The organism is Streptomyces sp. NPDC029122, from assembly GCF_055569445.1.
In genome coordinates, this window is the sequence record NZ_JBVHWK010000005.1 from 150,684 (window position 1) to 163,898 (window position 13,215).

Annotated in this window: 12 protein-coding genes; 7 read left to right on the plus strand and 5 right to left on the minus strand. The window is 74.6% G+C overall.

The window, feature by feature from the left end:
* The first annotated feature begins 8 nt into the window (after positions 1–8).
* The 3 genes from ACZ4WZ_RS08840 to ACZ4WZ_RS08850 are packed head-to-tail and all read left to right on the plus strand — an operon-like array spanning position 9 to position 2,104.
* The gene (locus ACZ4WZ_RS08840; protein ID WP_467886992.1) at positions 9–839 is read left to right on the plus strand and encodes a heavy metal-binding domain-containing protein; all 831 of its coding nucleotides are present in this window, start codon (positions 9–11) and stop codon (positions 837–839) included.
* Position 840: 1 nt separating this feature from the next.
* Positions 841–1,701: a heavy metal-binding domain-containing protein gene (locus ACZ4WZ_RS08845; RefSeq protein WP_467886995.1), complete on the plus strand. Its 861-nt coding sequence runs from the start codon at positions 841–843 to the stop codon at positions 1,699–1,701.
* Entirely contained in the window at positions 1,694–2,104 is a 411-nt protein-coding gene (locus ACZ4WZ_RS08850) for a hypothetical protein (protein WP_467886998.1), read from the plus strand. Before ACZ4WZ_RS08845 ends, ACZ4WZ_RS08850 begins: the two co-directional genes overlap by 8 nt.
* A 14-nt stretch (positions 2,105–2,118) precedes the next feature.
* Here the strand turns inward: ACZ4WZ_RS08850 and ACZ4WZ_RS08855 are convergent, their stop codons facing one another.
* The 4 genes from ACZ4WZ_RS08855 to ACZ4WZ_RS08870 form a co-directional block, all read right to left on the minus strand.
* Positions 2,119–4,128 carry a prolyl oligopeptidase family serine peptidase gene (locus ACZ4WZ_RS08855; RefSeq protein WP_467887001.1) on the minus strand — a complete coding sequence of 670 codons (2,010 nt, stop codon included), beginning with the start codon at positions 4,126–4,128 and terminating at the stop codon, positions 2,119–2,121.
* Positions 4,128–5,528, minus strand: coding sequence for a M20/M25/M40 family metallo-hydrolase (locus tag ACZ4WZ_RS08860; protein WP_467887395.1), 1,401 nt, complete (start codon positions 5,526–5,528; stop codon positions 4,128–4,130). The genes ACZ4WZ_RS08855 and ACZ4WZ_RS08860 overlap by 1 nt, the downstream gene beginning before the upstream one ends.
* 1 nt (position 5,529) lies before the next feature.
* A complete protein-coding gene (locus tag ACZ4WZ_RS08865; protein ID WP_467887004.1) occupies positions 5,530–6,363 on the minus strand; it encodes a M55 family metallopeptidase in 834 nt (277 codons plus the stop codon).
* Between the two features lie 199 nt (positions 6,364–6,562).
* Positions 6,563–7,006, minus strand: a complete 444-nt coding sequence (locus ACZ4WZ_RS08870; RefSeq protein ID WP_467887007.1) for an SRPBCC family protein — start codon at positions 7,004–7,006, stop codon at positions 6,563–6,565.
* A gap of 203 nt (positions 7,007–7,209) precedes the next feature.
* On the opposite strand from ACZ4WZ_RS08870, the gene ACZ4WZ_RS08875 reads away from it, so the two are divergent.
* The 3 genes from ACZ4WZ_RS08875 to ACZ4WZ_RS08885 all read left to right on the plus strand — a co-directional run bounded on the left by ACZ4WZ_RS08875 (position 7,210) and on the right by ACZ4WZ_RS08885 (position 10,427).
* Positions 7,210–8,244, plus strand: coding sequence for an Rv2578c family radical SAM protein (locus tag ACZ4WZ_RS08875; RefSeq protein ID WP_467887009.1), 1,035 nt, complete (start codon positions 7,210–7,212; stop codon positions 8,242–8,244).
* Positions 8,245–8,378: 134 nt separating this feature from the next.
* Entirely contained in the window at positions 8,379–9,965 is a 1,587-nt protein-coding gene (locus tag ACZ4WZ_RS08880) for an alpha/beta hydrolase (RefSeq protein WP_467887013.1), read from the plus strand.
* A gap of 24 nt (positions 9,966–9,989) precedes the next feature.
* Positions 9,990–10,427, plus strand: coding sequence for a RidA family protein (locus tag ACZ4WZ_RS08885; RefSeq protein WP_467887016.1), 438 nt, complete (start codon positions 9,990–9,992; stop codon positions 10,425–10,427).
* Between the two features lie 25 nt (positions 10,428–10,452).
* Here ACZ4WZ_RS08885 and ACZ4WZ_RS08890 read toward each other — a convergent pair whose 3' ends face one another.
* Positions 10,453–11,022 carry a HEAT repeat domain-containing protein gene (locus ACZ4WZ_RS08890; RefSeq protein ID WP_467887019.1) on the minus strand — a complete coding sequence of 190 codons (570 nt, stop codon included), beginning with the start codon at positions 11,020–11,022 and terminating at the stop codon, positions 10,453–10,455.
* 384 nt (positions 11,023–11,406) lie between these two features.
* On the opposite strand from ACZ4WZ_RS08890, the gene ACZ4WZ_RS08895 reads away from it, so the two are divergent.
* On the plus strand, positions 11,407–13,209 hold the full coding sequence (locus ACZ4WZ_RS08895) for a 3-hydroxyacyl-CoA dehydrogenase family protein (RefSeq protein WP_467887022.1): 1,803 nt from the start codon (positions 11,407–11,409) through the stop codon (positions 13,207–13,209).
* Positions 13,210–13,215: the final 6 nt, after the last annotated feature.

Sequence of the window (13,215 nt, forward strand, 5' to 3'; positions counted from 1 at the left end):
TCCGGGCGATGACGTACCAACAGGCCGACGGTACCTGGGACTCGACGCTGTCTGCCCGGGAGTTCGCCGCCGTCGCCGGCGTCGGGTTCGAGCCGGTCGGGCAGGTGATGGGCACGGCCGTCTTCCACCTGGGCGACACCGGTGCCTGGGGATGCCCCGGCGCGTGGACGGCCACCAGCGGCCCCTCGGCGCCGTCCTCGCCCGGGAGCCCCTCCCTGGCGCCGTTGACGAGGGCCGTCTACGCGGCGCGCAGGCTGGCGCTGAGCCGCGCGGTGGCCGAATGCCGCGCGCTGGGCGGCGACGGAATCGTCGCGGTACGGCTGACGTCACACGAACACCCGCGCGAGGCGACGGAGTTCACCGTCATCGGCACCGCCGTCCGGGCGCGCTCCGGCGTCCGCCCGCGGCAGCCCTTCACCTCGCACCTCGGCGGACAGGACTTCGCCCGGCTGCTGCACGGCGGCTGGGTCCCCACCGGCCTCGCGTTCGGCGTCTCGCTCGCGATCCGGCACGACGACTGGCGCGCCTTGGCCGGCCGCCGGTTCGCGGGCAACCAGGAGGTCGACGGCTACACCCGGCTGATCGACCACGTCCGCCAGGACGCCCGTGCCCGCCTCGCCCTCGACGCCCGCAAGCACGGCGGCGGCGACGGGGTCGTCGTGGACGAAGCCGGCCTCCGGCTGCGGAAGACCGAGTGCCCCGGCGCCGAGGGCGGGAGCGCGCGGGACGTCATCGCGGAAGCCGTCTTCGTCGGCACTTCCCTCACCCGGTTCGGGCGGTCCCGGCGGCCCGCCGCGGCTGGGCCGCTGACCCTCATGAGACTGGAGCGCGAGCACTGACATGACCGGGCAGAACACCACCGGGCGAACGGACCGGATACCGGACGGGCGAGACCTGTCCGAGGAGGCGATGCGGCGCCTGGCGCAGCTCCGGCCGGACGACGACAGCGGCCCCATGTTCACCTCGGACCTGACGGTGAACGAGTTCCTGCTGGTGCGCGAGGCCGGCTTCCGCCCCCTCGGCCTGGTCCTCGGCTGCTCCGTCTACCACGTCGGCTTCCAGGTCGGCCGCTGGTCGAAGAACCAGGAGCTGACCAAGCTGTCCCAGGCCATGTACGACGCCCGCGAACTCGCGATGAGCCGGATGGAGGCCGAGGCGAGCGCGCTGGGGGCGGACGGGATCGTCGGCGTCCGACTGGACATCGAGTTCAAGGAATTCGGTTCGGACCTCGCCGAGTTCATCGCGGTGGGCACGGCCGTCAAGGCGGCGGGCGCCGACCCGGGGCCGGCCGGGACCTGGCTCAACAACAAGGGCAAGCCGTTCACCTCGGACCTCTCCGGCCAGGAATTCTGGACGCTGGTCCGCGCCGGGTACGCCCCGCTGGACCTGGTCATGGGTTCCTGCGTCTACCACGTGGCGCACCAGGGCTTCGTGCAGGCGCTGGGCACCACGGGCCGCAACGTCGAGATCGAGCCGTTCACCCAGGCCCTCTACGAGGCCCGCGAGCTGGCGATGAGCCGGATGCGGGCGGAGGGGAAGGCGCTGGGGGCCGAGGGGATCGTGGCGGTGCGGCTCAAGCAGCACTCGCACGGCTGGGGGTCGCACACCACCGAGTTCTTCGCCGTCGGGACGGCGGTGCGGCCGCTGCGCGAGGACCACGTCATCGACCGGCCGACCATGGTGCTGGGCCTCGATGACTGACGGGAAGGGAACGGCCCCGGTGGACGTGGAACTGCTGGCCGCGGCGCTGCGCCGGGACAGCGCCGACCTGGAACTCTATGCCGGTGTGCTGTCGGCGGGCCTCGCCGACTCGCTGCCGCCCGGCGCCGTCCGGGTCAGCCGCAGGCGTTCCGTGGCGCGGCTGCTGGCGGGGCGGGAGGGGCCGGTCGAGGGACTGGACGTCGTGCTCGGGGAGCAGCGGCTCTCCCTGCGCACGGACCGGGGCCGGACCGTCGGCGAGGTCTGCCACGAGGTGCGGGGGATCGTTCTCTCGCGGCGCCGGGTGGCCCTGGACGAGTGGATCGGCGCCCTGGCCGGGGCGCTGGCGGACGCCGCGGCCTCGAACGCCCGCGCCCGGGAGGCCCTCGAACGGTTCCTGACCTAGCCGTTCCCGGGCCCTCACTCCGTACGCAGCTCCAGCCGCGGCACGTCATCGCGCTCGATGCCGAAGACCTGGGCGTACAGCGACAGCTCCGCCTCCAGGGCCCGCACCATCGTGTCCGCGCGGCGGAAGCCGTGGCCCTCGCCCTCGAAGGTGAGGTACGCGTGCGGGACCGCCGGCTCGCGGCCGCGCAGGGCGGCCAGCAGGCGTTCGGCCTGCGCGGGCGGGCAGACGGGGTCGTCCAGCCCCTGGAGCAGGACGAAGGGGGCGGCGATGCGGTCGACGCGGGCCACCGGGGAGCGTTCCCGGCAGCGCACCGCCAGGGTGCCCGGCGGTCCCGCCAGGCCGTCGGTGTAGTGGGACTCCAGGTCGTGGGTCTCGGCGGCGAAGCCCCGCAGGTCGAGCACCGGGTAGCTGACCGCCGCGCAGGCGTACAGGTCGGTGGCGGCCAGGGAGGCCGCCGCCGTCCAGCCGCCCGCGCTGCCGCCGCGGATCGCGAGCCGGGCGGGATCGGCGGTGCCCTCGGCGGCCAGTGCCCGCGCCACGGCCGCGCAGTCCTCCACGTCCACCACGCCCCACTGTTCGCGCAGCCGCTCGCGGTAGGCACGGCCGTAGCCGGTGGATCCGCCGTAGTTGACCTCGACGACGCCGATCCCGCGCGAGGTGAAGTAGGCGATCCGCAGGTCGAGTACGGGCGGCACGTGGTCGGTGGGGCCGCCGTGCGCCCACACCACGTACGGGGGCAGCTCGTCGGCGGGCGGCCGCAGGAAGGGGTGGTGCGGCGGGTAGACGTGGGCGTGGATCTCCCGGCCGACGAGGCCGGGGAAGGTGCGGCTCTGCGGCTCCGGGTAGTACGCCGGGTCCACCGGGTCGGCCGCGCGGGCTCCGACGACCCGGGCGTGGCCGGTGGCGGTGTCCAGCTCGACGACCTCGTAGGCGCTGCGCGGGCTGGCGGCGACCCCGTAGACGCGGGTGCCGCTGACGGCCAGCGCCGGCTGCCAGGCCGTCCAGGGACCGGCCGCGTCGACCAGGTCGCCGGTGCCGGGGTCGAGGACGCCGAGCACCGGGGCGCCCAGGCCGTGCAGCACGGCCACCGGCCCTTCGGGCAGCGGGGCCAGCCAGCTGAGCCCCGGCTTCCACAGCGGGCCGCCGAACTCCTCCTCGCGGGGGCACAGGTTGACCGCCTCCCCGCTGTCGGGGTCCACCCGGTACGGGTTCCACCAGCCGCTGCGGTCGCTCACCGCGAGCAGGGTCCCGTCGGCCGCCCACGCCACCTGGGCCACGGCCTCGGCCGGCCCGCCCAGCACGGTGCGGGGCGCGCCGAGCGTTCCGTCGGGGCGTACCCCGGCCAGCTGGAGCTCCGTGCCGTCCCAGGGCATCCGGGGGTGGTCCCACACCAGCCAGGCCGCGCTGCGCCCGTCGGGGGAGAGCTTCGGCCCGGTGCGGAAGCGGTGCCGGTCGTCGGTGAGCTCCCGCACGGCGGCCCGGTCCCCGGCGGCGGAGCCGTCCAGCGGGACGGCGGCCGCCACCCGCCGTACGTCGGTGGGGGCGGGGCCGGTGAACTCCTCCAGCACGCACCAGACCTCGCCCCCGCGCAGCACCGGGTCGGCCCAGCGCAGCCCGCCGCCGACCGCCGAGACCGGGGTGAGCGGGCGCGGCCGGGGGGTGCCGGGCGCGTCGGGTTCGTACGCGTACAGCCGCTGGTCGGCGTGGTGGACGAACACCACCAGCGGGCCGCCGTCGGCGCGTTCGGTGCCCGCCCAGGGCAGGCCTCCGTACTCGGTGAGGCGGCTGCGCACGTTCCACGGCGCGGGCAGCACCGACCGGGGGGCGACGCCGTCGGCGGGCCGGCGCACCAGGGTGCGGCGGCCGCCCTCAGCGGGGCGGGGCTCGGTCCACCACACCTCGGCCCCGACGGTGCCCACGTACTCGGGCCGGCCGTCGTGCGCGGCGGCGTGCGCGGCGGCGATCGGGGAGGGCCAGCTGCCGTAGGGGCCCGCGACGGCGGCCGCCGCCCTGGGCCCCATCACAAGGCCCGCAATGCACGGTCGAGGACGCGGACCCCGAAGTGCAGGGCGTCGACGGGGACCCGTTCGTCCACGCCGTGGAAGAGGGACCAGTAGTCGAAGCCCGGCGGCAGCTTGAGCGGGGAGTAGCCGTAGCCGGTGATGCCGAGCCGGGAGAACTGCTTGGCGTCGGTGCCGCCGGCCATGCAGAAGGGGACCACGTGCCCGTCGGGGTCGAAGTGTTCGACGGACTCGCGCAGGACCGCGTACGTCCGCCCGTCCACCGGGGCTTGGAGGGCCACCTCCCGGTGCTCGAACTCCCAGTGCACGCCGGGGCCGGTGAGCTCGTCGAGGGTGGCGGTGAACTCCGCCTCGCCGCCGGGCACCGTGCGTCCGTCGACGTGGGCGGTGGCATGGCCCGGGATGACGTTGATCTTGTAACCGGCGCTGAACATCGTGGGGTTGGAGCTGTTGCGGAGGGTCGGCGCGACGAGGGCGGCGGCCGGGCCGAGCTTGCCGAGGAGGTCGTCGAGGTCGGTGCCCGGGGCGCGCGGGTCGACGGTCAGGCCCTGGAGGGCGGCGAGTTCGGTGATGCAGGCGGTGACGGTGTCGGTGAGGCGGACCGGCCAGTCGTGGGCGCCGATGCGGGCCACGGCGGCGGCGAGCCGGCTGACGGCGTTGTCCCGGTTGGGCTTGGAGCCGTGTCCGGCGGTGCCGTGGGTAGTCAGCTTGAGCCAGGCGGTGCCGCGTTCGCCGGCGGCGATCGGGTAGAGGGCCTGGCCGGGCCGGGGGTGCACGGTGAAGGCCCCGGACTCGCTGAGGCCCTCCGTACAGCCTTCGAAGAGGTGCGGGTGCTCGTCGGCGAGGTAGCCGGATCCGTCGACCGCGCTGTCCTCCTCGTCGGCGGTGTAGGCGATGACGATGTCCCGGCGCGGCCTCACGCCCCGGCGCGCCCAGGCGCGTACGACGGCCAGCACCATCGCGTCCATGTTCTTCATGTCGACGGCCCCGCGGCCCCAGACCACCCCGTCGCGGACCTCGCCGGAGAAGGGGTCGACGCTCCAGTCGGCGGCCTCGGCGGGGACCACGTCCAGGTGTCCGTGGACGAGGAGGGCGGGCGCGGAGGGGTCGGTGCCCTCGATCCGGGCCACCACGTTGGTGCGGCCCGGGGTGCGCTCCAGCAGTACGGGTTCCAGTCCGGCCCCGGCGAGGCGCTCGGCGGCGTACTCGGCGGCGGGCCGCTCGCGGCAGTCGCCGCCGCCGCGGTTGCTGGTGTCGATCCGGATCAGGCCGGAGGTGAACTCGACCACCTCGTCGAGGGCGGCGGCGTCGAGGCCGCCGCGGGGGCCGCCGTCCCGCGGTGCCGTTCCTCCGTGTTCCGTGTGGGCGACCTCCCGAGGGGCGCCTTCCACCCGCTGCATGTCAGCCATACTGCTCCTCCACGGCCGCCGAGACGACCGTCGTGACCGCTTTGAAGGTCCGGATCCCCTCGTACATCGTCGCGCTGGTGTACGCGACCCTGCGCTCCGCGGAGCGCTCGACGCCCGGGACGACGGTCGCGGCCATCGACAGGTGTTCGGCGTCGAACTCGACCTCCATCGCGAAGGGGCCGCCGCGCACCGGCTCGTGCCGGACCGCGAGCTTGACCGCCTCGGTGGCGGCGGCGCGGATGTCCGCGGCGGTGCGGGCCGGGGTGCGGCAGACGGCCGCGTAGCGCGAGACGTGGTCCTTGACGGCGACGGTACGGGCGTCCGGGGCGTACCCGGCGGCGTCGGCGCAGGTGAGGTCGTCCCCGGTGACCAGGATGACGGGGACCCCGTACTCGGCGACGACATGGGCGTTGAGCACGCCCTCGCTGGCGCGCAGGCCGTTCAGCCAGACGCCGGTGATGGAGTTGGCGAGGTAGGTGTGGGCGAGGACCCCTTCGCTGCCGGCGCCGGTGTGGTAGCCGACGAAGGCGATGCCGTCGACGTCGCCGTGCTGGACCCCCTCGACCATGGAGAGGGACTTGTGGCGGCCGGTGATCATCTCGGCGCGGGCGTCGAGTTTCTCCAGGAGGAGGTTGCGCATGGTCCAGTGGGCCTCGTTCACGAGGACCCGGTCGGCGCCGCCGTCGTAGAAGCCGAGTACGGCGGCGTTGACGTCGGAGGTGAACATTCCCCGGCAGCGCTCCCATTGGGGGGTCCCGGGCAGCACGTCGGCGGGCCAGGTGACGCCCGTGGCGCCTTCCATGTCGGCGGAGACGAGGATCTTCAACGGGCCCCCCGGTGGGTCGGGTCGCGGAGCCCCACCCTAGCCCTCCGGCGCCCCGCGGGCCCTGGGCCACGCCCGGGCCGGGCGCGGGCGCGCGCCGGTTCGGGGGCGGCTCGCGGCGGGCGGGAATTCCACCCGAACCGGTGAGCCGTCCCCGGGGGTTGTGCCGTCGTCGGCCCCGGCCTGAGCCGGGACCCGCCGGTCAGCCCTTGACTTCCTTGGCCAGGTTCTCGAGCACGGTGTCGTAGATGCGGCCGAGGCCCTTGGGGGCGAAGGTGCGCTCGAAGAAGCCGCCGATGCCGCCGGCGCCGTTCCACACGGTGCTGACCACGGCCCGGGAGCGGCCCTCGCCGGCGGGGGTGACGGTCCAGGTGGTGACCATGGAGGAGTTGCGGTCCTTCTCCACGAGCTGGCCGTCGGTGGGCTCGGTGACCTCGAGCAGGCAGTCCCGGACGCGCTTGCTGGTGGCCTGGAGCTTCCAGTGGACGAGGGTGCCCTCGCCGTCGCCGCCCTCGCGCACCTCGTACTCGCTGAAGTGCTCGGGGAGCAGCTTGGCCCGGGTGCCGGTGTAGTCGGCCAGCGCGTCGAACACGGTGTCCGCGTCGGCCTTGATGATGCGCTCCGTGGTGGCCTCGACCTGCGCCATACCTGTTCCTCCAGCAGTTGGGATCGTGCGTCGCGGCAAGCCAACCACCTCCGGGGCGGCCGCCCAAATCCGGGGGCGGCGCCCCGCCCGGCCGCAGGGGCCCGCGGTCCGGGCTCCGCCCCCGCTGCCCCCAAGCGGAGCCTCCCGCACGATCATGGGAACGTTTGTTCTATTCTCGGGACCCCGTCACCGAGGAGGCATCCATGCGCTGGGAAAATCTGACCGGGACACCGGGCAGCGGTCCGGCGGCCCTGTTCGGGGCCGGCTCCGTCGTCACCCGCACCTTCGACACCCCCGAGTTCCGCGGGATCACCTTCCACGAGGTGCGCGCGCGCTCGGTCCTCAACCGGGTGCCCGGAGCCTCGCGGATGCCGTTCGAATGGACGGTCAACCCCTACCGCGGCTGCAGTCACGCCTGTGTCTACTGCTTCGCCCGCAAGACCCACGGCTACCTCGACCTGGACACCGGGACCGGCTTCGACTCCCAGATCGTCGTCAAGGTCAACGCCCCGGAGCTGCTGCGCCGCGAGCTGGCCGCGCCGCGCTGGACCGGCGCGCACATCGCGATGGGCACCAACGTCGACTGCTACCAGCGCGCCGAGGGCCGCTACCGGCTGATGCCGGGCATCATCGGGGCGCTGCGCGAGCGCGCCAACCCCTTCTCCATCCTCACCAAGGGCACGCTGATCCTGCGCGACCTCCCCCTGCTGCGGCAGGCCGCCGAGGTCACCGAGGTCGGCGTCTGCGTCTCCGTCGGGTTCACCGACGCCGGCCTGTGGCGGACCGTGGAGCCCGGCACCCCCTCCCCCGCCGCCCGGCTGGCCGCCGTACGGGCCCTGACCGACGCCGGCCTGGAGTGCGGGGTGCTGATGGCGCCGGTGATCCCCTTCCTGGGCGACTCCCCCGAGCAGCTGCGGGCGACCGTCCGGGCGATCGCCGCGTCCGGGGCGACGTCCGTGACACCCCTGGTACTCCATCTGCGGCCCGGAGCGCGCGAGTGGTTCACGGCCTGGCTCGGCCGGCACCACCCGCACCTGACCGGACGGTACGAACGGATGTACGCGGGCGGGTCGTACGCCCCCACCTGGTACCAGCGCCGGATCACCCGCCAAGTCCACGAACTCGCCGCCGAATTCGGCATCGGCCCCGCCCGGCGCGGGGCGGCACGGGCCGCCGCCGCGCGCGAGCTGACGGCCCGCCCGGCCCCCTCCGGAGCGACGCAGCTGACGCTGATGTGAGCGCGCCGCGCGCCGCGCCGCGACCCGGACGCCTCCCGACGGGTCATCACATCGGGCCAATGAGCGGCCCAATCCCGTCTTCCCGCCAGGGTTTCCGGGACGATTCCGCCCAGAACCCTCGGCTGGGAGGCCCCATGCTCCACCCCTCGAAGCTGCGCCCCGCGAAGAAGCGCGCCGCCGTCCTGCTGGCGATCTCCACCGTCGCCGCCGCCCTAGCGACCCCCGTCACCGCCGCGGCGCCCGCCGCCGCGCCCGCCCCGGCGGCCGCCGCCGGGCTGCACTGGACCGGCTGCGCGACCCCCCGCTACCCGACCCTGCAGTGCGCCTCCCTCAAGGTCCCGCTCGACCACGGGCAGCCCGCCGGGCGGCAGATCTCCCTGGCCCTGACCCGCGTCCCGCACACCGCCGCCACCTCCCAGGGGCCGCTGCTGGTGAACCCCGGCGGCCCGGGCGGCAGCGGCCGCGCCCTGGCGGGGTTCGTCGCCTCCGCCCTGCCCAAGGACGTCGCCGCCCAGTACGACGTGATCGGCTTCGACCCGCGGGGCGTGGGCAAGAGCGAGCCCGCGCTGGACTGCGGGCCCGGCCACTTCACGCCGGTACGGCCGGACTCCGTGCCCAGGGACGGGGCGACGGAGCGGGCCAACCTGGTGCGGGTGCGCTCCTTCGCGGTGTCCTGCCAGGAGAAGCACGCGGACGTGCTCCCGCACGTCGGCACCGTCTCCGCGGCCCGCGACATCGAGGTGCTGCGCACCGCCCTGGGCGCGGCGAAGCTCAGCTACTTCGGCTATTCCTACGGCACCTACCTGGGCGCCGTGTACGCCAAGCTGCACCCGGAGCGGGTGCACCGGCTGGTGCTGGACTCCGTGGTCGACCCGGGCGGCGTCTGGTACGAGGACAACCTCGCGCAGGACCTGGCCTTCGACGCCCGGCACAAGGCGTTCCTGGCCTGGGTCGCCCAGTACGACTCCACGTACCACCTGGGCACCGACCCGGCCCGGGTCGAGGCGCGCTGGTACGAGATGCGGGACGCGCTGCGCACCGCCCCGGCGGGCGGGAAGGTGGGCCCGGCCGAGCTGGAGGACACGTACATGCCGGGCAGCTACTACAACGGCTACTGGCCGTCCCTGGCCGAGGCCTTCGCGGCGTACGCGGTGAAGCGGGACGCCAAGCCGCTGGTGGCGGCGTACGAGCGGCTGGGCGCGGTGGACCCGGCTGCGGGCAACAGCTACAGCGTGTACACGGCGGTGCAGTGCCGGGACTCGGCCTGGCCGAGGGACTGGAACCGCTGGCGGGCCGACATGTGGCGCACGCACGCGAAGGCGCCCTTCATGACGTGGAACAACGCCTGGTACAACGCGCCGTGCGCGTTCTGGCCGGCGCAGCCCCTCCAGGCCACGGACGTGACGAACACCAAGCTGCCCCGGGCGCTGCTGTTCCAGGCGACGGAGGACGCGGCCACCCCCTACGAGGGCGCGGTGAGCATGCGGGACAAGCTGGCGGGCTCGGCGCTGGTGGTGGAGGAGGGCGGCGGCAACCACGGCATCGCCCTGAGCGGCAACAAGTGCCTCGACGAGAAGCTGGCGGCGTACCTGAGGACCGGCCGGGCGGCGGACGCGACCTGCCCGGCGCCGCCGGCCCCGAAGCCGACCACGGCGACTCGCGCGGTGCCGCCCTCTGCGGGCGGTGCGGCCCTCCACGGCCTGCTGGGCTTCCGCGGCTGACATCCGGCGGGCAAGATCGTCCGCATGACCTCGTTCGAGCAGAGCAGCAACAACGGCAGCAGCCACCTCACCCGTATCGCCGCCCCCGAGGGCGTCAGCCCCGGCACCGGGTACAGCCACGTCGTCTGGGGCACCGGGCGGTTCGTGGCCGTCTCGGGGCAGTGCGCCTTCGACGAGAAGGGCGAGGTGGTCGGGGAGGGCGACCCCGCCGCGCAGGCCCGGCAGGTGTTCGAGAACCTGCGGCGGTGCCTGGCGGCGGCCGGGGCGGGCTTCGATGACGTGGTGAAGCTGACGTACTTCGTCACGGACGTGGCCCACCTGCCGGCGATCCGGGCGGCCCGGAACGAGGTCATCGCCCCGGACCGCCTGTCGGCCTCCTCGGCGGTCCAGGTCGCCGCCCTGTTCCGCCCGGAGCTCCTGCTGGAGGTCGAGGCCTTCGCCGTGGTGCCGGCGGCCGAGTAGGCCCCGCCCGCCCCTCACCCGCGGCCTACGCGTCCGGGTGCCGGACCGTCAGCCGGTTCAGGGCGTCCGTCGCCGCCACGGCGAGCCGGGGGTGGGCCTGGGCGCGGACCAGGACGTCGCGGGCCCGGGCGTCGGCCAGGGTGCCCAGGCCCTCGACGCAGGCCAGGGCCACCCGCCAGTACGGGTCGTGCGGGGCGAGCAGCCGCGACAGGGTCCTGATCAGGGCCGGGGCCGACTCCGGCGCCCGCAGCGCGGTCAGCAGCCGGACCGGGTGCAGGGCGTAGGCGGTGCGCAGGGAGTTCGTCGCCAGGGCGGCCGCCGCGCGGGCGGTGCGCGGGTCCCCGAGGACGCCGAGCGCCTGCGCGGCGGCGGCGCAGCGGGCGGGGTCCCGGTGGTTGAGGAGCAGGACCAGTGGCTCGAAGGCCCGCCGGTCGCCGCCCATCCCCAGTCGGTAGGCGGCCAGTTCGCGGGCCCACAGGGGCAGTCCGGCGGAGGTCAGGGAGGCGGCCAGCGCGTCCGGCTCCGCCGCGCACAGTTCCTCGTACGCCGCCGATCGGCCGGCCTCCGCCCGCAGGCGTTCCAGGACGTCGTTCACGCCGCCACCCTAGGGGTACGCGGGCCCCGGCAGGCGGCCTTCCGCCGACCTGGTTGATCGATGATCGATGATCGGTACATTTGGGCGGTACAGGTCACATCTCCGCGCTCTGGCGGACCAGTTACCGCCGGGTTAATGTCACTCCACACGTACGGAGCCGGCCTGGTGACGCAGCCGCCCCGTACCAGTCGGTTCGTCCGCTCGTCCGTTCCACCTCTTCGGCTGGACCCCGGGACAGGGTTCCGCCGTTCCGCCCGCCGCGCCCCTCTCTCCCTCTCCGGGCGCACCGCCGGGCGTGCTCCGCACGGCCCTTCCGTACGGCATCCGCGCGCGCTGTGCGCCGCGCGCTCCCCAGTCGTCACCCTCTTCCACTGGAGTCCCGCGATGGACCTTCCGTCCACGTCCAGTCAGTCCTCCCTCCGCACCGTCGCCGTCGTCGGCCTCGGCACGATGGGCACCGGCATCGCCGAGGTCCTCGCCCGGGCCGGCCGCGAGGTCATCGGCATCGACGTCAGCGAGGCCGCCACCCGCCGTGCCGCCGGGTCCCTCGCGGCCGCCACGGCCCGCTCGGTGGCCAAGCAGAAGCTCAGCGAGGAGGAGCGCGAGGCGGTCCTGGCCCGCTTCCGCACCTTCACGGACCTCGCGGCGGCCGCCGAGGCCGACCTCGTCATCGAGGTGGTCCCGGAGGACTACGACCTCAAGCGCCGGGTGATCGGCGAGCTCGACGCGATCGTCCGGCCGGACGCCGTGCTGGCCACCGGCACCAACGCGCTGTCGGTGACCCGGCTCGCCGCCGAGTCCCTGCACCCCGAGCGGGTGCTCGGCATGCACTTCTTCAACCCGGCCCCGGCGATGAAGCTCGTCGAGGTCGTCTCCAGCGTGCTGACCGCGCCGACCGCCGTGGAGGCCGTCACCGGGCTGGCGCTGGAGCTCGGCAAGCAGCCCGTCGCGGTCGGCGACCGGCCGGGCTTCGTCGCCGACGGCCTGCTCTTCGGCTACCTCAACCAGGCCGCCGCGATGTACGAGGCCAAGTACGCCTCCCGCGAGGACATCGACGCGGCGATGAAGCTCGGCTGCGGTCTGCCGATGGGCCCGCTCGCCCTGCTCGACCTGGTCGGCGTCGACACCGCGCGCACCGTGCTGGAGGCCATGTACGCGTCCTCCGGTGACCGGCTGCACGCCCCGGCGCCGATCCTGGGCCAGCTCGTCGAGGCGGGCCTGACCGGGCAGAAGGCCGGGCGCGGCTTCTACACGTACGAGGCTCCGGGCAGCCCGGTGGCCGTCCGTGACCTGCAGACCCCGCTGGACGGGTCCCTGCTCGGCGCGGGCCGTCCGGTCTCCTCGGTCGGCGTCGCGGGCTCCGGGACCATGGCGAGCGGTATCGCCCAGGTCTTCGCCCAGGCCGGCTACGACGTGGTGCTGGCCGCCCGCAGCGAGGAGAAGGCCGGGGCCGCGAAGGCCGCGATCGGGAAGTCCCTGGACCGTGCGGTGTCCAGGGGCCGCCTGACCGAGGAGGCCGCCGCGCGGACCCTGGAGCGGATCACCCCGGCCGGGTCGCTGGAGGCCTTCGCCGACGTGGACCTGGCGGTCGAGGCGGTCGCCGAGGACCTGGAGGTCAAGCAGCAGCTCTTCGCGGGCCTGGACAAGGTCTGCAAGCCGGGCGCGGTGCTGGCCACCACCACCTCCTCGCTGCCGGTGATCGCCGTCGCGCGGGCCACCTCGCGTCCGCAGGACGTGATCGGCATGCACTTCTTCAACCCGGCCCCGGCCATGAAGCTGGTCGAGGTGGTCCGGACCGTCCTGACCGCCGACGACGTGCACGCCACGGTCCGCGAGGTCTGCGCCAAGGTGCGCAAGCACCCGGTGGACTGCGGGGACCGGGCCGGCTTCATCGTGAACGCGCTGCTGTTCCCGTACTTGAACAACGCGATCAAGATGGTCGAGCAGCACTATGCGGGGATCGACGACATCGACGCCGCGATGAAGCTGGGCGGCGGCTACCCGATGGGGCCCTTCGAGCTCCTCGACGTGGTCGGCCTGGACGTGTCGCTCGCCATCGAGAAGGTCCTCCACCAGGAGTTCCGCGACCCGGGCCTGGCGCCGTCCCCGCTGCTGGAGCACCTGGTGGCGGCGGGCTGCCTGGGCCGGAAGACCGGCCGCGGATTCCGTGAGTACGCCCGCCGGTAACCCCCG